The sequence below is a fragment of the Arthrobacter sp. TMT4-20 genome (assembly GCF_054510775.1).
In genome coordinates, this window is sequence record NZ_JBTNDW010000019.1 from 31,948 (window position 1) to 50,763 (window position 18,816).

At 64.0% G+C, this 18,816-nt stretch carries 17 protein-coding genes and 1 pseudogene; 10 read left to right on the plus strand and 8 right to left on the minus strand.

All coding sequences use genetic code 11. The annotated features are described in order from the left end of the window. The first annotated feature begins 62 nt into the window (after nt 1–62). The 8 genes from ACX80Z_RS14760 (at nt 63) to ACX80Z_RS14795 (ending at nt 8,177) form a co-directional block, all read left to right on the plus strand. The gene (locus ACX80Z_RS14760) at nt 63–1,232 is read left to right on the plus strand and encodes an ADP-ribosylglycohydrolase family protein (protein ID WP_019484091.1); all 1,170 of its coding nucleotides are present in this window, start codon (nt 63–65) and stop codon (nt 1,230–1,232) included. Further along, nucleotides 1,229–2,596, plus strand: a complete 1,368-nt coding sequence (locus ACX80Z_RS14765) for an ADP-ribosylglycohydrolase family protein (RefSeq protein WP_459316388.1) — start codon at nt 1,229–1,231, stop codon at nt 2,594–2,596. The genes ACX80Z_RS14760 and ACX80Z_RS14765 overlap by 4 nt, the downstream gene beginning before the upstream one ends. After that, nucleotides 2,593–3,525: a ribokinase gene (locus ACX80Z_RS14770; RefSeq protein ID WP_459316389.1), complete on the plus strand. Its 933-nt coding sequence runs from the start codon at nt 2,593–2,595 to the stop codon at nt 3,523–3,525. Before ACX80Z_RS14765 ends, ACX80Z_RS14770 begins: the two co-directional genes overlap by 4 nt. Continuing rightward, entirely contained in the window at nt 3,522–5,483 is a 1,962-nt protein-coding gene (locus tag ACX80Z_RS14775) for an SUMF1/EgtB/PvdO family nonheme iron enzyme (RefSeq protein ID WP_459316390.1), read from the plus strand. The genes ACX80Z_RS14770 and ACX80Z_RS14775 overlap by 4 nt, the downstream gene beginning before the upstream one ends. Next, nucleotides 5,480–6,667, plus strand: coding sequence for a CaiB/BaiF CoA transferase family protein (locus ACX80Z_RS14780; protein ID WP_459316391.1), 1,188 nt, complete (start codon nt 5,480–5,482; stop codon nt 6,665–6,667). The genes ACX80Z_RS14775 and ACX80Z_RS14780 overlap by 4 nt, the downstream gene beginning before the upstream one ends. Next, nucleotides 6,664–7,539 carry an HpcH/HpaI aldolase/citrate lyase family protein gene (locus ACX80Z_RS14785; RefSeq protein ID WP_459316392.1) on the plus strand — a complete coding sequence of 292 codons (876 nt, stop codon included), beginning with the start codon at nt 6,664–6,666 and terminating at the stop codon, nt 7,537–7,539. Before ACX80Z_RS14780 ends, ACX80Z_RS14785 begins: the two co-directional genes overlap by 4 nt. An 86-nt stretch (nt 7,540–7,625) precedes the next feature. Beyond that, complete coding sequence (locus ACX80Z_RS14790; protein WP_459316393.1) at nt 7,626–7,856, plus strand: hypothetical protein; 231 nt, start codon at nt 7,626–7,628, stop codon at nt 7,854–7,856. Nucleotides 7,857–7,919: 63 nt separating this feature from the next. Next, the gene (locus tag ACX80Z_RS14795; RefSeq protein WP_459316394.1) at nt 7,920–8,177 is read left to right on the plus strand and encodes a hypothetical protein; all 258 of its coding nucleotides are present in this window, start codon (nt 7,920–7,922) and stop codon (nt 8,175–8,177) included. Nucleotides 8,178–8,488: 311 nt separating this feature from the next. Here the strand turns inward: ACX80Z_RS14795 and ACX80Z_RS14800 are convergent, their stop codons facing one another. The 5 genes from ACX80Z_RS14800 to ACX80Z_RS14820 all read right to left on the minus strand — a co-directional run bounded on the left by ACX80Z_RS14800 (nt 8,489) and on the right by ACX80Z_RS14820 (nt 15,263). Next, complete coding sequence (locus tag ACX80Z_RS14800) at nt 8,489–10,120, minus strand: ribonuclease J (protein WP_459316403.1); 1,632 nt, start codon at nt 10,118–10,120, stop codon at nt 8,489–8,491. A gap of 325 nt (nt 10,121–10,445) precedes the next feature. Next, nucleotides 10,446–10,937, minus strand: coding sequence for a heme-degrading domain-containing protein (locus ACX80Z_RS14805; RefSeq protein ID WP_459316395.1), 492 nt, complete (start codon nt 10,935–10,937; stop codon nt 10,446–10,448). 74 nt (nt 10,938–11,011) lie between these two features. Next, on the minus strand, nt 11,012–13,015 hold the full coding sequence (locus ACX80Z_RS14810) for an S-layer homology domain-containing protein (RefSeq protein WP_459316396.1): 2,004 nt from the start codon (nt 13,013–13,015) through the stop codon (nt 11,012–11,014). A 210-nt stretch (nt 13,016–13,225) separates the two neighbouring features. Next, nucleotides 13,226–13,558, minus strand: a complete 333-nt coding sequence (locus tag ACX80Z_RS14815) for a hypothetical protein (protein ID WP_459316397.1) — start codon at nt 13,556–13,558, stop codon at nt 13,226–13,228. 475 nt (nt 13,559–14,033) lie between these two features. Further along, the gene (locus ACX80Z_RS14820; protein WP_459316398.1) at nt 14,034–15,263 is read right to left on the minus strand and encodes an alpha-hydroxy acid oxidase; all 1,230 of its coding nucleotides are present in this window, start codon (nt 15,261–15,263) and stop codon (nt 14,034–14,036) included. 156 nt (nt 15,264–15,419) lie between these two features. On the opposite strand from ACX80Z_RS14820, the gene ACX80Z_RS14825 reads away from it, so the two are divergent. After that, a complete protein-coding gene (locus ACX80Z_RS14825) occupies nt 15,420–16,160 on the plus strand; it encodes a FadR/GntR family transcriptional regulator (RefSeq protein WP_459316399.1) in 741 nt (246 codons plus the stop codon). A gap of 37 nt (nt 16,161–16,197) precedes the next feature. Continuing rightward, nucleotides 16,198–16,725 carry a mycothiol transferase gene (locus tag ACX80Z_RS14830; protein ID WP_459316400.1) on the plus strand — a complete coding sequence of 176 codons (528 nt, stop codon included), beginning with the start codon at nt 16,198–16,200 and terminating at the stop codon, nt 16,723–16,725. 14 nt (nt 16,726–16,739) lie between these two features. On the opposite strand, the gene ACX80Z_RS14835 is transcribed toward ACX80Z_RS14830, so the two are convergent. The 3 genes and pseudogenes from ACX80Z_RS14835 to ACX80Z_RS14845 all read right to left on the minus strand — a co-directional run. Next, complete coding sequence (locus ACX80Z_RS14835; RefSeq protein WP_459316401.1) at nt 16,740–17,396, minus strand: alpha-ketoglutarate-dependent dioxygenase AlkB family protein; 657 nt, start codon at nt 17,394–17,396, stop codon at nt 16,740–16,742. Between the two features lie 116 nt (nt 17,397–17,512). After that, complete coding sequence (locus ACX80Z_RS14840; protein ID WP_459316402.1) at nt 17,513–17,806, minus strand: hypothetical protein; 294 nt, start codon at nt 17,804–17,806, stop codon at nt 17,513–17,515. An 876-nt stretch (nt 17,807–18,682) separates the two neighbouring features. Beyond that, nucleotides 18,683–18,816: pseudogene (locus tag ACX80Z_RS14845) on the minus strand (IS30 family transposase); the annotation flags it as partial.

The window sequence follows — 18,816 nt, forward strand, 5'->3', positions numbered from 1 at the left end:
GGGGTGAGCCACCGGTTCACCCCCGCCACGTCGTCGCTATCAGAGGCAATCAAGGAGAGAGAATGAACGTGTTACAGGATCGAGTGGCCGGGGTACTCGCGGGCGCGGCCGTGGGAGACGCGCTGGGTGGTGCGACGGAGGGCTGGACCCCCGAACAGATCGAGGAGCGACACGGCGGCCGGGTCGAGGGCATCGTTGGTCCCTTCCTCGCCGACTGGAGGACCGCGCGACCGATCGCGCCGTACCACAAGGGTGATGGGCATATCACTGACGACACCCTCATGACCCACGCACTCGTAGAGGTGTACGCCAAACGGCGCCGTCACCTCGACGCCTACGACGTCGCGGGCGATCTGGTACCGCTGATGATCGGTGAGCGTCGATGGGTTCCCGAGCTCGAGGATCAGGCCCTCATCCTGCAGCGCGTCTTTCTCGCCGAGAAGTGGATCGTTGCGAAACTGCACTACGGCCACGCCGACCCCCGCGAGGCGGGCGTTGGCAACATCGTCAACTGTGGCGCCACCATGTACATGGCTCCCGTCGGGCTCGTGCACATTGGCGACCCGCGCAGCGCATACGCGGAGGCCATCGACATCGCCGGAGCGCACCAGTCATCTTACGGACGCGAGGCCGCAGGTGTGTTCGCAGCAGCTGTGGCAGCATCCGCGGCCCCCGGTGCGACCGTCGCCGAGGTGAGGGAAGCTGTGCTGTCTGTCGCTCACGACGGAACCGCCGCAGCGATCCGCGCCGTGTTTGATGCGGTAGACGCCTTCATTGCAGACGGAGGATCGGATGATCCGCGCGACCTCGCACGGATTGTGCGTGCCGCTGTTGCGCCATTCGACACGGTGGGTGACCAGTACCGTGCCCCGGCGATGGATGCACGTCTACCCTCACGTACCAAGTCAATCGAAGAGCTGCCCGTCGCTCTCGGTTTCGTTGTCGCCCGAGACGGCGACCTTCGTGCAGCGGTGCTCGACGCCGTCAACTACGGCCGTGACTCCGACTCAATCGCGACCATGGCCGGCGCCATCTGCGGTGGCCTCCACGGCATCGGCGCCGTGCCCACCGACTGGGTCGCGGATGTCACCACCGCCAGCCGCCTGGATCTCGACGGAGTGGTGGCTTCGATGACGGAAGTGGTGCGCGATGTCGCGCGGGCAGATGCCGACCGCGCCGCACAGCGGGCTGCGGCGTTGGAATCCTTGCTCGGCCCGGACAACGCGGCGTGAGACTGACCTGGGCGCAGCCGGAGGACCTAGTCGCGGCTGAGCTCGTCGCTCTTCGGGAACAGGGTGTCGCGGAGAACGACATCGCTCCGATCGAGCAGCGATGGGTGAAGGCCGGGGGGTCGACTCGACTTGCGCCATCGGGGGCGAGTAACGAAGCCGCTCCACCAGAGGTGCGAGCCTTTGCCCGGACGGTGCTCGATGAGCTGCAGACCCTGCAGGCGCCGAGTGCCAAAGAACCGGACGAATGGGTCGATATCGCCGCGCTACTCCCGCCGGTCGTGCCGGTCCCGAGCGCATCCGTGGCGTTCGCGCGGGTGCACGGAGCGTGGCTGGGCCGCTCGGCGGGATGCCTGCTGGGTAAGCCCGTGGAGAAGATCCCCCGCGAAGGCATTGAGGAGATCGCACGAGCAACCGGGAACTGGCCGATCCAGACCTATTTCACCGCAGTGGGGCTCCCCGGAAATACCGCGGAGCGCTGGCCATGGAACCGCCGCTCCGCGCCGACATCGCTCGTGGAGAACATCGACGGGATGCCCGAAGACGACGACCTGAACTTCCCCATCCTTATGCTTGATCTGGTTGAGGCTCACGGCCAGAACCTGACGACCGAGCACATCGCGGGGGCGTGGCTGGCGGCACTGCCCGCAGGCAGGGTCTTCACCGCCGAACGCGCGGCTTACCGGAACCTCCTCGACGCTCGGACTGTGCCGGACACCGCACGGCATCACAATCCGTTTCGCGAATGGATTGGTGCTCTCATCCGGGCCGACGTGCACGGCTGGGTGCATCCCGGAGATGTGCGCGCCGCCGCTGCATCGGCTTGGACCGACGCGCGGCTCAGCCATTCCCGCAACGGTATCTACGGCGAGATGTGGGCCGCTGCGCTGTGTTCCGCATCGCTCACCGAGGCCTCCGCCGATCACGTGCTGGATGCTGCCGATACGGTTGTGCCACCAGCATCGCGTCTCGCCGCCGCGGTGCATGTCGGCCGGAAGACCGGCCGCACCCTCGCCAACGGTTCGCTGACCGTCGATGCGGCACTCAATGCACTCCATACGGAGTTCAAGGGCATGCACTGGGTGCACACCCTCAACAACGCCGCGCTCACGGCGTGCGCCATCCAGGCCTACGGCGACGACTTCGGTGCCGCCATCTCGCTCGCCGTCGCAGGCGGATGGGACACCGACTCGGTCGGCGCGACCGTCGGTTCAGTCGTCGGCGGGCTGATCGGGGCCGATGCAATAGGTGAGGCCTGGACCGCGCCGCTCAAGGACCGCATAGCTACCTCTCTCCCCGGTGATGCGGAGCGATCCATTCGTCAGCTCGCTGAGCGTACCTACCAGTTGTCGAAGGGAACATCATGAGCGTCGTCATCGTCGGCAGCATCAACCAGGACATCGTCGCGCGCGTCAACCGGATCCCCCGGCCGGGGGAGACCGTCCTCGCATCAACACTGGTGCGCACCGGCGGCGGTAAGGGTGCCAACCAGGCGGTAGCCGCCCGCCGCGCGGGCGGCGCATCCGTCGCTTTCGTCGGCGCCGTCGGCACGGACCCTGACGGAGAGATGCTCCGAGAGGCCCTCCTCGCAGACGATATTGACGTCTCCGGCCTGTCACAGGTCGACGGGCCCAGCGGTACGGCACTGATTTCAGTCGACGCGGCAGCAGAGAACACCATCGTCGTCGTGCCCGGTGCAAATGCTGTGCCTACTTCCCTCACTACGGCGCAACGCGGCCTCGTGAACGCCGCGAACGTCGTGTTGACGCAGCTGGAAGTTCCGACCGCGATCGTGCTGGATGCCGCGTCCGTTCGTAACAACCAGGCCTGGCACCTTCTGAATGCAGCACCGTCAGCGCCGTTCGTCACCGACGGTGCTGCACTGCTGCTGTCGGTTGACGTGCTGATCGTGAACGAGCACGAGGCCCTCGACGCCGCCGGAGTAGGTGACCTCGACACCGCTGTCACGGCACTCGCGTCGCGAGTGCGCGCACTCGTTGTGACGCTCGGCCGACACGGCTCGCTCGTTGTCTGCGGGGACGAACGGGCGGACGTGCCCGCATTCGCCGCTGACCCTATCGACACGACCGGTGCTGGCGACACTTTTTGCGGAGTGTTCGCCGCGACCCTCGACGCCTCTGGCCGTTCACCGGGGACCGTGGACATCCCCCTGCTCCTGCAAGCCGCTCGCGCAGGAGCGGCTGCCGCAGCGCTTGCTGTTGCCCGATCCGGAGCTCAGGACGCGGTACCGACGGCGAGCGAAGTGGCAGCCTTTATCGAAAGGACAAACGCATGAGCGGCGGTTTCGACCCATTGCATCCCCGCGAACTTGATCTGCCCAGTCGGGTGCCGCTGGAGACGGACCTGTTGAGCGGAGACGCAGCGATTGCGCTCGACGACGCGAAGATACTCGCCGCCCCGGCCGATTCAGTAAATCTGGCTCGGTGGCGCACTCAGCTCACTGCGTGGCGAGACGGAGCGCGGGAGCGGCACGGCGAGCCCACCCGGTACGACGACGACGCCTCAGCTTGGGCGAGCCGGTGTTTCACAGTGGCGCAGGTCTGGCTGTGGGACGAATTGTTCTTCGACTTCGAGTCGCAGCGGTTCACGCCCGAGCGTTTCCTGGCCGACGGCCGCGATCGGTTCGGGGGCCTTGATGGCATGGTTTTGTGGCACGCGTATCCCGTTATCGGCATCGATGACCGCAACCAGTGGGATTTCTACAATGTGTCCGGTCTTGCCGAAGCAGCCGCGGTCTTGCGCGCTGCGGGTGTGGCTGTGTTCCTGGACTACAACCCCTGGGACACGGGAACGCGCCGAGCTGGCGACGACGCGCATGAGCTCGCAGACGCAGTACGCCGCCTGGGCGCGGACGGCGTCTTCCTCGACACGCTGAAGAAGGCGGACCCAGCGCTTGTCGCGGCCCTGGATGCAGCGCGCCCCGGCATCGGGCTTGAGGGTGAGTCGAAGCTCGCGACCGAGCGAATCGCCGACCACACGCTGTCCTGGGCCCAGTGGTTCGCCGACTCCGAGACTCCGGGCGTCCTTCGCGCGCGATGGTTTGAGCGCCGCCACATGCAGCACCACATCCGTCGGTGGCACCGGGACCATGCCGTGGAGCTACGCTCGGCCTGGCTCAACGGTGTCGGAATCATGGTCTGGGAGGTCGTTTTTGGGGCGTGGGTCGGGTGGAATGACCGGGATGCTGCGACGTTGCGCCGTATGCTTCCTGTCCAGCGGGGATTCCATCGCTGGCTCGTCGAGGGCGAGTGGACGCCGCTGACGGTTGTCGACGGCCCGATAGTTGGGTCGACCTTCGAACTCGACGGTGTGACGCTGCTGCTCCTGGCGAACACGTCGGCCGCGGATACCGAGTATCGTTTGGCCGGCCGCGGCTGGTTGGCGCTGCACACCGGTGACACCGCCGACACGATCACCGTGCCCCCGAGGGGAATAGCCGCCGCGCTGCAAATCAGCGCTGATGCCGGGGTCCCCAAAGAGCTCGCCACCGTCCGCTCCGCTCTCAGCGGCGAAACCGGGGAGCGTGACGCGTCCTTCCGGCACCGCACCGCGCGACGCATGAGCGCACCTCGCTGGAATGGTCCGGTTACACCGGCATCCGTGCCCACTGTCACGGTTCCTGCCGGCGAGCACACGCTGACCGTTCGGTTCCGGATGCGAGAGACGGGAATGTACAACGGCGCACCCTACGTCGACGAGTGGAAGCCTCTTCCTCCTCGACTCCACGACCCTCGCACGCTGGAACGCTCCGTCGTCGTCGCGCTTCCGGTGCAGGTCGCTGTGGCTGAGGTGAGTGAGGCAGAATATGCCAGCTTCCTCGATGCGATCGGCGAGCATGCTACTGCTCGGGACCCCGAGCGTCCCGTCACCAATGTGACGTTTTCACGGGCCCGCGAATACGCAGCCTGGGCTGGTGGGCGTCTCCCCTCCGAAGACGAGTGGCAGCTGGCTGCCACTCAGGTGGGCTTTCTCCGCCGGACTCCTGAAGTATGGAACTGGACCGAGTCTGAGCACTCCGATGGCCGTACCCGCTTCGTCATGCTCAAGGGTGGGAGCGCCCACCGCAGCGAGGGCTCGGACTGGTACTTCGACGGCGGGGTCCAGCATCCGGAGTTCAGTGCGAAGCTCCTTCTGGCAGGGCTTGGCCAGGATGCTTCCAACTCCATTGGCTTCCGCATCTGCACCGATCAGGTGGCCGACGGCGAAGCCGCAGGCCAGGAGGGAACTCGATGAGCCCTCTTAACGGCTTGCGAATCGTGGATGCCTCCACGCTCTTTGCCGGTCCGATGGCAGCGATGCACCTGGGCGATATGGGTGCCGACGTCGTCAAGATCGAGCATCCGAACAGGCCGGATCCAGCACGCGGTCATGGACCGAGTAAGGACGGGCAAAACCTGTGGTGGAAGACGCTGGGCCGCAACAAGCGCACTGTGGCAATCGACCTGCATACGGCGGGCGGGCGTGACGCTTTTCTGCGCCTCGCTCGGACCGCGGACGTCGTGATCGAGAACTTCCGTCCCGGCACGCTCGAGCGCTGGGGGCTGGATTACGCCACGCTGTCTGCGGATAATCCGGGGCTTGTCCTGGCCCGCGTCACCGGGTTCGGGCAGATCGGTCCGTACAAGAGCAGGCCGGGGTTCGGGACCCTCGCTGAGGCGATGAGCGGATTCGCATCGTCCACCGGGGAACCGGACGGGCCGCCGACGCTTCCACCGTTTGGGCTCGCGGATGGCGTCGCTTCCCTCGCGACCGCTTATGCGATCATGGTCGCCCTTCACGCCCGTGATCGCGACGGCAAAGGCCAGGAGGTCGACGTCGCAATCATCGAACCGATCCTCGCGATGCTCGGCCCGCAGATCACGCGGTGGGATCAATTGGGAACCGCGCAACCGCGCACGGGAAATCGCTCAGTGAACAACGCGCCGCGCAACGCGTATCGAACCAAGGACGGGTCATGGGTCGCTGTGTCGACAAGTGCGCAGTCAATCGCTGAGCGCGTCGTAGCTCTCGTCGGCCGACCCGAACTCGCCGACGAGGCGTGGTTCGCCGCCGGCGCGACCCGTGCCGAGCACGCCGACATTCTCGATGACGCCGTCGGCTCATGGATCGCCCGGCACTCGCGAGACGAGGTCATCGCTGCGTTCGAGACCGCAGAGGCCGCGGTGGCTCCTATCTACGACCCCTCCGAGATCGTTGCCGATCCGCAGTTCAACGCCCTCGGAACGATCCACCGCATCAACGACGCCGACCTCGGCGATATGGCCATGCAGGGACCGCTGTTTCGGATGTCTCGAGACGAAGCGACGATTGCATTTACAGGGAGGGCTCATGGCGCCGATACGGAGGCTGTGCTGACCGAGCTGGGTTACACCGCCAGCGAACTCACGGCGCTGCGCGAGGACGGAAGCATCCGATGAGCCAACCAATCATTGTCGCGCTCTACGCGCCGGCCGACAGACCCGAACGGTTCGGCAAGGCGCTGCGCGCGGGAGCGGATGCGGTCATTGTCGACCTCGAAGACGCCGTCACCGCATCGCGCAAGGCGGGTGCCCGTGCGGCGCTGACAGAATTCGCCGCGCATTGGGAGGCCTGCGGCGATCAGGCCCCCGCCGTGCAGGTGCGGCTGAATGCTGTCGGATCTTCGGCGCACGAAGCCGACCTTAGCGCGGTCGACGCGCTTCCGCTGGCATTCGGGGTGCGGTTACCGAAGACGCAGACGGCGGAGGACATCACCGCCCTCCGCACAGCAATGCCTGGGCGCCAGGTGCATGCACTTCTCGAGACTGCGCTGTCGATCGAGCGGGCGTTCGAGATCGCCTGCTCAGGAGTTTCCACTATTGCAACCGGTGAGGCGGACCTGCGTGCCGCGCTCGGGGTTCCCGCCGGCCCCGCCGGAGAAGCGGGGCTTGCCTGGTCACGCAGTCGCGTCGTGAATGCGGCAGCCGCAGCAGGCCTCCCCTCGCCTCTGATGGCCGTCTACGCCGATGTCGTCGACGTCGACGGACTGGAGGCTAGTTGCCGCGCAGGCCGCGCCCTCGGCTTTTCTGGACGCACCGCGGTGCATCCACGGCAGCTTGACGTCATCCGCCGCGTCTTCACCCCGGATGCCTCGGAGGTGGCTCGAGCAAAAAACATCGTGGATCGCGTGCGCGACGCCGCCGCTGACGGGACCGGAGCCTTCGTGCTGCAGGATGGCACTTTCCTTGACGTCGCAATGGTGCGTGCCGCCGAGCGGATAATCGCCCTCGCCGGGAACAAGCCGGACCCCGAAAATCGACGGCATGAGTGATTTCGACCGGACCGGTCTAACGCTGATGGGGCGGGTGCTGGACAGGCACTCTTTGCCTGCAGCGGTGGAACTGCCACACTTCCGATATGGAAAACGCACAGTGGTGGTCGAAGCTGCTGCCCTCGACGCGAGGCTGGCTGATCGCGAACAACGGTGACAGGGTGCCCGCGCACATTATTGAAGAGATCCGGCGGGCGGGCGGGCCGACCCCCTCTGAGACTGGACCGGCCAATGAAGGTCAGGCCTCGGACGGCTACTACCCAGATGAGGTCATCGACTGGATCGAAGCAGCCGGCAACGACGAAGGCCTTCCCTGACCCTGCGGTAGGAGCGCCTGATAGTGTGCTTGGTTCCACGCACATCGCCCGAAAGGTGACAGCATGGCCAAGGACGCACCACACCCGTTATACATCGTTTCGTTCTTCTTCTCGGCGGCCCTATTTGCAGCCTGGGACCCCTTTACGTGGTGGCGAGCGATCGCTGCCGTCTACTTTCTAGGCCTCGGCTGCTACGCGGCGTTCGTGTTCCTGCGGCATCGAAAACAGGAACGACGGCGGCTCGCGGAGTCTGCCGCACGGCGAGCCGAGTTCGAAGAACGAACTATGGCGCCGTACGGTCGGGACCCGGAGGATCAGTAGAAGCGCGTCGGCAGCTATACCCACCCCAGGCAACGAGCGTCATCGAGACGGCGCGCCGCACAAAGGCTGGCCTGGCAGGCCCTCCGGCGGCCCGAAAACCCACCGATGGTGAAACGTCGTGTAACTCAGCTTCTCCGCCAAGGCCCCCAGGGACCCCAAGGCCCCAAGGCCGCCGGGGTGAGCCCGGCGACCACAAGGAAAAGACCGAACCAGACTGCCGCGCACGAAGCACACCCGAAAGGTCGACACCATAGCGCGGCGAGGCCGGGCTGGGACTGCTTCCGAGTCGTCCGGCTGCCTGGAGCCGGTGCTTAGGCGTCGACGACGATCGCGGTCACCACTGGAGTCCGGTTGTAGAACCGGCGCATCCACGAAGCGGTGGCCCGTTCAATGACTTCCTCAGGATCGTTGTTCCCGCCGCCACGTCGGCCGCCTGGATTAGCCAGTGACTTCTCGATAGCATCAGACGCCTTGTCGAGGTCCTCCTGGCTGCACTCGAAGCCCTTGGTGAAGAACTCGAGCGGCTCAGCCATTTCGCCGGTCTTCGCATCAATGATGGCAAGCACGGTGACTGCGCCCTCTTCGGCAAGGCGACGACGTTCCTCAAGGGTGTCCTCGGTGGTGTGGCCCACGCTGTCACCATCGACGAAGACCAGCCCAGCCGGAATTTTCCCTGAGATGGTGGCTTTACCGTCGACCAGATCAACTGTCACGCCGTCTTCGGCGATCAGCACCGACTTCGGGTCGACGCCAGTGGCGACGGCGATCGCCTCGTTGGCCTTGAGGTGGCGCCATTCGCCGTGTACCGGCATGACGTTGCGGGGCTTGACGATGTTGTAGACGTACGCAAGCTCCCCGGCACTGGCGTGGCCCGAGACGTGTACCTTCGCGTTGCCCTTGTGGACCACATTGGCGCCGAGCTGGGTCAGGGCGTTGATAACGCCGTAGATGGCGTTCTCGTTGCCAGGAATCAGTGAGCTGGCGAGCAACACTGTGTCGCCTTCGCCGATGCGGATGGCGTGGTCGCCTCCGGCCATCCGGGACAGAGCCGCGAGCGGTTCGCCCTGCGACCCGGTGCAGATGAGGACCACCTTGTGGTCATCGGACTGCTGCAGCTTCTTGAAGTCCACCAGGATGCCGCGAGGGATGGTGAGGTAGCCAAGTTCCCGGGCGATGGTCATGTTGCGGACCATCGATCGGCCCACGAACGCCACCTTGCGGTGGTGCCGGTGCGCGGTATCGATGACCTGCTGGATGCGGTGGATGTGGCTGGCGAAGCTGGAAACGATGATGCGACGGGGAGCGGTCCGGAAGACCGTGTCGATCGCTGGCAGCAAGTCCTTTTCCGACGTGGTGAAACCGGGGACGTCCGCGTTGGTGGAGTCGGTGAGGAACAGGTCAACACCTTCCGAACCCAGCCGGGCGAAGCCGACAAGGTCGGTGATGCGACGGTCAAGGGGGAACTGGTCCATCTTGAAGTCACCCGTGTGCAGGATCGTTCCGGCGCTGGTACGGATGGCCACGGCGAGGCTGTCAGGGATGGAGTGGTTCACGGCCAGGAACTCAAGGTCGAACGGACCCATCGGCTTCCTGGCGCCCTCTTCGACCTGAATGGTCTTCGGGTTGATGCGGTGTTCCTTGAGCTTGGCCTTGATGAACGCGAGCGTCAGGCGGGACCCGATCAGGGGGATGTCGGCCCGTTCCTTCAGAAGGTACGGGATACCACCGATGTGGTCTTCGTGCCCGTGGGTCAGGACGACGCCGACGACGTCCTGCAGCCGGTCGCGGATCGCTGAGAAATCGGGCAGGATCAGGTTGACGCCGGGGTGAACTTCCTCGGGGAAGAGGACCCCGCAGTCCACGATCAGCAGTTTGCCGTTGAATTCGAACACGGTCATGTTGCGACCGATTTCGCCGATCCCTCCCAGGGCGACGATGCGCATGCTGCCCTTCGCCAAGGCTGGCGGAGCGTTCAGGGTGGTCTTGTTGGTATTCACAGTATTGACTCGTTTTCAATTGATATGTGCGAGCAGCGGGTCGCCGCCAGGTGGCCGTTACTGGCCGAAATCTGATCTTCCTCATTGGTGCCAGCAACACTGCCGATCACCGGGTAGCGGGAGACTCCCACTACAACGCCATAGGTGGACCTCGCGGGCGACCGCGGCACGCGCCGCGGAGTCATTTTGCAAGCGGCGAGGCGGCTTGCCGAAATGTCGAGGGAGAAGTCCACTTATTTACCTTACTGGACGGACAGCTACCCAGCCGTATTTAGTGCCGGAGGTGTCCTCGGAGAGCTTCGACCACCAGATCGTGGTCATCACGTTGGGGGAGTCCCGATACGGTCACCGTTGCCACGGCTCCCACGCCCCGCACATAGAGGGGAAACGACCCGCCGTGGGCCGCGAAGACTGTGGTGTCGAAGAGCGGATTGTCTTCCATCCGGGCCCCGCTATCCAGGGCACGCAGACCAACCAGGTATGACGGTTCCTGATATCGCGCGGCGGTACGCGCCTTGGCCCTGGCCCACAGTTCGTTATCGGGGGTGGCGCCCGGCAGCGCCACATGGAACAACACCTGGTCGGGTCGGCTGATGTCGATGGCGATCGGAAGACCTCGGTCGGTGCCGAGCTTCACCAGACGCAGGCCCAGAGAAAGCGCGTCCTCGAGGGTGAAATGGGGAAACTGGAGTTCGGCAATCTCGAGTTGGATCAGTGCAATGAGTTCAGATGGTTGCGGGTCTGCCGGTTTCAAGGGGGCCATGACCTAAACGTACTCCCCGAGGGAGGCCTGAGACCTGCCTCCCTCGGGAAAAATCGGAACTTCGGGGGGAGCCGTCAGAGTCGGCAGCCGCCGAGCTGGCGCTGCACGCCGTCGACCCGGTAGACGAAAGCAGCCATCGCTTCGCGGGTGATGTTTTCCAGCGGGCGGAAGGTCCTGTCGTTCCAGCCGGTGGAAACGCCGGACTGCTTCATCCAGGCGATCTCCCGGTAGAACTCGGTGCCCCGTGGGACATCTGCGAAGGGCGCGGTCGAGGGGGTCGTGAACCCGGCGGCACCACCCAGATTGCAGGCGTCGGCCGTGTACCTGTACATAAACGCGGCCATTGCGTCCCGGCTGATGGGCTGCAGCGGACGATAGGTGCCGTCGCCCCACCCGGTGGTGAGGCCCACGGCTTCCATCCAGGCGATTTCCTTGTAGTACAGGCTGGTGGTCGGAACGTCCTTGAACGGGCTTCGTGCCGGTGCGGTGAAGGATGGGCTGCCCGCGTGCCGGTAGATGTACGCTGCCATGGCGTCACGGTTCATGGTGGCGGAGGGCCGGTAGGTGCCGTCGGCCCAACCCGTGGCCAGCTTCCTGGCGTGGAGCCATTCGATTTGGGTGCGGAATCCGGTCTTCGAAAGGTCCTTGAACGGCAACCCCGCATCAATGGTTACCGTGGCGGAGGAGGTGGACAGCGCGTTGATGGTGACAGAGGTTCCGGCGTGAGTGGTGAAGGTCCTGCCAGCTTTCCAGGCGTGGTTAGGAGCGTAGTAGCCGGCGAACGGTTTGGTGGAAGGCATCAGGACCAACGATGCATTCGGAGCAGCACCGCCTAGCTGCACAATTTTCACTCCGAAGTTTCCGTTGACGGCCAGCGCCTTGTCGTAGCCCACCGGTGCCCGGAATTCGAGATAGTAGACCTCCCGGGATCGGGGATCAGTGAACTTCACGGCCCGGTTCGAGGCGGTGCCCGCCCACGGTGTCAGTGTGTAGCTCTTACGACCCGTTGCCACGCCGACGTTGCGGATTTCGTCTCCCCGGCCGAACTTTCCGTAATCCCAGAAACTGGAGCTGATCGCCGGGGTCTGGAACCACTGGGCGGAGCCCATCAGGTCCATGGTGTCGGCGTATTCGCGGATGTAGCAGCCGGTTCCTGTGAAGGAAGGGACGTCACTCTGGCCACTGGGGCACTGCAGTGCGTCAGCGTGCATGAGCCCTAGGACGTGCCCAAATTCGTGGGTCACCACGTTGGTGGTGAAGTTGCTGTACTGCGGCATCAGAATTCGTCCGCTGGTGCCATTGCTGCTCCAGCCGTAACCCAGAATCCCGCCCTGCAGGGCTGTCGGGATGAAGACAACGAGTGCGGTGTACGGGCTGTAGGTCCAGCGAAGTTCGTTGGTGACCTGGTTCATGATGTCGTTGTAGGACCAGGTGGAGCGTGCCTTGGTCTTGTGTCCCGCCACCTGGGAGGTGACCGCCATCGACAGCCGGTTGTTGGACATCGACTTCCAATAGTTGCTTGAAACATTCACCGAATTGATGGCGTGTGGCATCGAGACCGTGCTCGAACTGTCGGCCAGCTTGACGGTGACCAGTTTGACTTTGATGGTGCCCTGGCGTTGTGCGGGGACGATGTTGGCTGGAACATCCTGGGGCTCCGCGGTGGCGGCGCCTTCACGCTGGAGTCCGAGGGGCTGTCCGTTGGTTTCGAAGTCATAGCCGGGTTCGTAGGTGTGTATGGAGCGCGGGGCGCCGCCTACCTGGTCGAAGATGTCTTTGCTGTTCGGGTCAACCGACGTCAGGTCGACTGGTTCGACCGGTTCGACGATTGCAGGCTCTTCGGGCGTGGCTGACGTCGATTCAGCTGGTTCTTCGGACGCGGTTGCCGCCGGTGCGGTCGGTTCAACCAACGCGGTTTCGGCGGGATCTGCTGGCGCCGGTGCGGCCGGCTCAACGACCGAGGTTTCCGCTGGCGCGAGAGGGGCGGCCGTGGCGGACTCTGCGGTCATGGTGGGCAGTGTTGATGCCAAGAGGATCAGGGCGGTCAGAGCCGCGGCGGATCGCCTGAAGACGCGCATATGTTTGTTCCTAACTCAACCGGGGCGAGAGACTTGACCGCTTTGCGGCAGATCCCGGGAGGTCCTACACACAAAACAGGTTCGGCACGCACAAGCGCCGAACCTCTAAAGGTCACCTCAAAAGTATGGTTTGTTATTACTACGAGGACCGCCCCAATTTGGCAAAGTCTTTCCGAAATACCCGAAGGATTCCCGCAGGTTTTGCCAAACTCAGGACGCTTTGTCCGAGAACCACCAGTCAGGCTCGTGGGTGGGAGCTGGTTCAGAGGAGCGCCGCGCACTCAGATCGGTCACCACGGGGCTAACTCTGTTGCCTGTCTGCGCGCGCGTCCGAGTGAGGAGCATGCGGGCTACGGCCAGCAGTAATGCGGGAATTGAGACCAGGACCGCGACGCTGAGGGCATACATTGCCAGCAGCGCGTGAACAGGGGATCCGAAGAGACTGGCGATGAAGAAGCTGCTGCCGAGCCAGGCCCACAACCAGAACAGGAGTACCGCGTAAACCAGCGCACGAGCACGCCGGTACTGCAACGGATAATTCATCCGCTGGTGCTCCATTCGCTCGGTCCCAGTAGTCGATGAAACCCGCAAAAAGCGGGTTTCAAGATTGATACTAGCCCCAAACCTGTCACTTGAACGTTTTATCGTCGATAATAGGACGTGACCAGAAATAAAGACGAAAGAATTCGCGTCGGCCGCGTGTATAGCGGCAAACTCTGGACTCGAGTGAATTCCGTCGGCGCTCGGGGTCGGCACCCGTTCGTACTCGTCTGCGGTATTGGCGTCTCATCCCATTACTTCGAACAGCTTGCTCCGCACCTGGAGCAGTCCGGGCCAGTGTATGCGCTGGGCCTTCCAGGGTTCGGGGGCGTACCGCACAATCGCAGTGGTCGGTCGATGAGTGAATACGCCGACCTCGTCAACAGGGGGCGAAGGCGCACAACGACGGCAAGAACCGCCAGGCTGAAGCGCACCGCAAACTCCCGCGAGACTAGCCGCCCGTGAGCAGCGTGAGCCGCTAGAGCAGTCGCACGTGGTCGGGGTTGAGGTCTTCCACGCGGTTTACGCCGAGCAGTTGCATGGTCCGCGCGGTCTCCTTGCTGAGGATCTCAATGGTCCGGTCCACACCGGCTCGTCCGCCTGCCATCAGCCCGTACAGGTAGGCCCGCCCAATCAGTGTGAAGTCGGCGCCGAGAGCCAGTGCCGCCACAATGTCGCCGCCGCTCATGATGCCGGTATCGAGCATGATGTTCGTCTTGCCCTTCAGCGCGGCCGCGACGTCCGGGAGCAGATGCAAAGGGATTGGTGCCCGGTCCAGTTGGCGACCGCCGTGATTGGACAGCACAATTCCGTCCACTCCGTGGTCAACGGCCTTCTTGGCGTCGTCGACTGTCTGAATGCCCTTCACCACCAGGTTGCCCTTCCAGACCTCGCGGAGCCAGTCAAGGTCCTCGTAGGTGAGGGTGGGATCGAACATGGAATTGATGAGGTCGGCCACGGTTCCCGAATAGCGGGACAACGAGGCGAAAGCCAACGGCTCATGGGTGAGGAAATTGAACCACCAGGCCGGCCGGTAGGACGCGTCCAGTACCGTCTTCGCGGTGAGTGCTGGCGGGATGGTGAGGCCATTGCGCACATCACGAAGCCGCGACCCGGCCACCGCAGTATCGACGGTGACCATAAGGGTGTCATTGCCCGCCTTGGCGGCGCGGCTGATCAATTCCATTGACCGGTCCCGGTCGGTCCACAGGTAGAGCTGGAACCAGTTCCGCCCATTCGGGGCTGCTGTAGCCACATCCTCGATGGAGGCGGTGCCCATGGTGGACAGCGTGTAGGGGATGCCAGCGGCCTCGGCGGCCTGCGAACCGGCATATTCGCCTTCAGACTGCATCATCCGGGTGAAACCGGTGGGGGCAATGCCGAAGGGCTGGGTGGAGGACTGACCCAACACGGACACCGAGGTGTCAACCGTCTCCACATTGCGGAGGATGCCGGGCCGAAATTCCAGGTCGAGGAATGCGCCCCTGGCCCGCCGTAAGGTAATTTCCGCTTCCGCCGCGCCATCCGTGTAGTCAAAGGGGGCGGTGGGAGTGCGCCGCTTGGCCTGATCACGGAGATCCCAGATAGTGCTGGCGCGCCTCAACCGGGCGGCAGCGCCCAGTTCAGGTTTCTTGAACTGCATCAGGGGGGCGAGGTCCTTGACTTTCGGGATGCGTCGTTTGAGTGCTGGGGGAATCTGGGATGGCATGCTGACCTCGCTTCAATCCGGTGTGGTCGGACCACAGGGCTTTTGGTGGACTCTACCGTCACCCGGCCCAGCCACGCAAGCATTGATAGCTGCCAGCGGTTGCGTTGCGCCTTCGTGCTTTGCCCCTGTGGTCCGACCGCTGACTACTATTGGTGCATGCGTAACCATGAGCTCGTGCTGTCGTGGATTGAAGCCGAGTTGGCTGCGGGTCGGCTGGCCGTTGGCCAGCGGCTTCCAGGCGAGCGCGCGGTTGCTGAGCAATTGAACGTGTCCCGCGCATCGGCCAGGGAAGGCATCCGTGTCCTTGAGGCGATGGGGGTGGTGCGGGCGGGGGTAGGGTCAGGCCCTGGTGCTGGCACAGTGATCACCGCAAACCCGGCCGTGGCGCTCGGCGCAGCTCTTCGCTTCCACGTGGCCAGTTCGCATCTTCCAGTGGAAGACATTGTCCAAACGCGGTTGCTGCTCGAAACCTGGGCCGTCGGGCAGGCACAAGCCACCGCGCCCTCCATGGCTGTCGCCGAGGACCTCCTGGATGAGATGGACAATCCCGGGTTGGCGGCCGCCGAATTCCTCCGCCTCGATGCCCTGTTTCATGTGGCGCTCGCCGAAGCGGCCGGGAATGTGCTGATCGGCGCGATGATGTCCTCGCTTCGCGGGTCGATCGAGTCCTACACGCTGGAGTTGACCAGCCGCCTGCCGGACTGGACCCGCACTGTTGAACGCTTGCGAGCCGAGCATCGGGCCATCTTTCAGGCGATCGCCGACGGGAACAACAACAACGCCGCCGACGACGCCAGCGACGACGACAACGACGACGCCGCTCGCTCGCCTGGGCCGGATGCCTCAGTCCTGATCGCCGACCATATCGCTGGCTTCTACCGCGAAGCGGGTTTATAACTCAGGGACGACGCGACGAATAGACGGAGGCAACATGATGAGTGCAACGGCAACCCTTGAAGAGGCCTACGGAAGAATTCCGGACGCTGTGCGCAGGGTCGTCACCGGTCTGGACCCGAGTCAACTGGCGTTCAGACCCGCCGGCCCCGGCAGCGCGGCAGGAAATTCAATCGCCTGGTTGGTCTGGCATCTGGCGCGGGTCCAGGACAACCACATTGCCGACGCCGCAGCGCTCCCGGAATTATGGGTCGTCGGCGGTTGGGCTGGACGTTTCGCCCTGGACCTCGACGAATCGGACACGGGGTACGGACATTCCTCGGCACAGGTCAGTAAGGTTCGCCCCGCCAGTGTTGACCTATTGGTCGACTATTACGACGCCGTGCATGCCCGCACGCTGGAGTTTGTCACCGGGCTCGGCGAGGCGGACCTGAGCCGGATCGTCGACACTTCCTGGAACCCTCCCGTGACGCTTCAGGTCCGACTGGTCAGCGTGATCGAAGACTGCATGCAGCACGTCGGACAGGCGGCCTATGTGCGGGGTTTGCTGACCCAGGACGAGAACTAGGGTCTGGATCCGGACTAGGCGCGGGGTGCGGTGAGCCCGGTTTCGCGGAGCGTAATGTTCAGCCTGCCCTTGAGGCCAAGTGCCGGATCGCTGGTTCCCGGCTGGGTTTTCAGTACACCGTGGTAGGCAAAACGGGAAGGGCCTCCGAAGACGAACAGGTCACCTGATTCGAGGGCAAGGTCGGTCCAGGGCTTGTTTCGGGTCTCGGTGTTGCCGAAGCGGAAGACGCAGGAGTCGCCGATGCTCAGGGAAACCACTGGGGCGGGGGACCGCTCATCCTTGTCCTGGTGCATTCCCATCGCCGCCCCATCATCGTAGAAATTCACCAGGGCGGCGTCGGGTGCGTAACTGTTCGGACCGCCGTAGGCAGCGGTCACTGCATCGCGGCCCAGCTGGGCCAACCACTCCGGGAACTCGGCCACCTGGCCGCCGCCGGCGTCGTCGGCGGTCTTGGTGTACCGGTAGGGCTGCCAGTGCCAGCCCAGGCACACGGTCTTGACCGACATCATTGATCCGTTGGGCATGCGGGCAGCCCGTATCGGGACGGGCCCTGCCGCCCACCCGCGGCACGCGACAACCAGTTCGCGTTGCTGCTCGAGGCTGAGCCAGTCGGGTAGGTGGACGGCGCCCGGAGCGGGTTCGCTTCGTTCCCGCGGCAGTAAGGAATCCATGCCTCAATTGTGGCCGATTATTCGCAATAACGGCCCGGAGGACCAGAAACCGCAGTGTGCAAGCGGCAGGTCTTGGCCTTTCGGCCCGAGGGTTGTGAGTCTTCGATGGTCTCGCGTTAGATGCGGTGTGGCGCCCAGAGCTGTTCTTTATGGACGCGTCCGCTGGAATTCATCGAATAGACAAGCTTGTAAGGCTGTTGCGTTTCGGGTGCCTCAATCGCCCTGCGCATACCTACGAGGCCCAGCAAGAAAGTGACGCTTTGGGATAGAAAGCCGGGACTTCGTTCCCATTCGACCACTAATTCGGTCGAATGGACCACCTGGACGGTCCTGCCTCGCTCGACTGCTCGCGAGCGGATCGCCTCAAGCTTTGGATGCAGCTTCTTTGCTGTAGATTCGCCCTCGCTCATGCATGCCACGATAGTCGGACGGGACGGCAATACTCCACCGGTACGAACTATGCCATTCGATATAGGGATCGATGCTTACGGGAAGGGCAAGGTGGGGTTCCGACCTTCTCTCGTATTGTGGACAGGGCGTGAACCCTCCTTTCTGCACATAGTCTGTAGTGACCACATCGAGGAGCCATATGTCGTTTGAATCGCAGCCGCCTCCGATTGGGCCCGCTTGGGCTGGTCCGCCTTGGCACGTGCAGCCGGGGGTCACCGCGCTGTCGGTCGAGATCGGGCGTTCGTCCTCGACTGTTGTTCGGTTGGAAGGCGCTTCCGTCTATCAACAGGGCCTCGTCCTACGGACGGTGGTACAAATCCGGGAAACCGATCCCAAGCAATGGCGCCGAATCCTCCGGGGCTTCACGATGATTGATGAACATCGTGTCCACGCCCCGCTCACACCCCCGGGACTAATTTGGGGAGTCGAATTCCTCGACGGTCGGCACACATCCACAGACGCTGAATCACCCTGGGCGGCGGGCGCCCCCGAGGGAACGGACATCTATACGTGGGCACCGGATCATCCCGTCATTGAAGCCATCGGGGGGCCACCGAGTGGGTTCGCCGATAGTTGGAGTCGAGAAGTGTGGCTGTGGCCGCTCCCGCCACCGGGTGCCCTGAAGTTCTTCTGTTCCTGGCCGGAGCGGGGCATCTCACCGACTACGACGGCAGCCGACATCGGGACAATGCTAAACGAGGCCGCTTCGCAGGCCACGCCAGTCTGGGCTGCCGATTCAAGATAGCGCTCAATCAGGGTGTGACTGTTAGCCAGGAATGGGGGTTAATCGCAGCTTCAGTTGGCGATCCTGTCGTCCTATTTAGCGATCGGTGTATTCAAGCGGTCGTCGCAACGGTAGGGGTTTCTGGTTCGAATAGTAGTTGTTGCATGGCGTATGCGGGGGTGATTCCGCCGAGGGTTTTACGCGGCCGGTCATTGAGTTCGGCCGCGACCTCGAGCAACCGCTGGG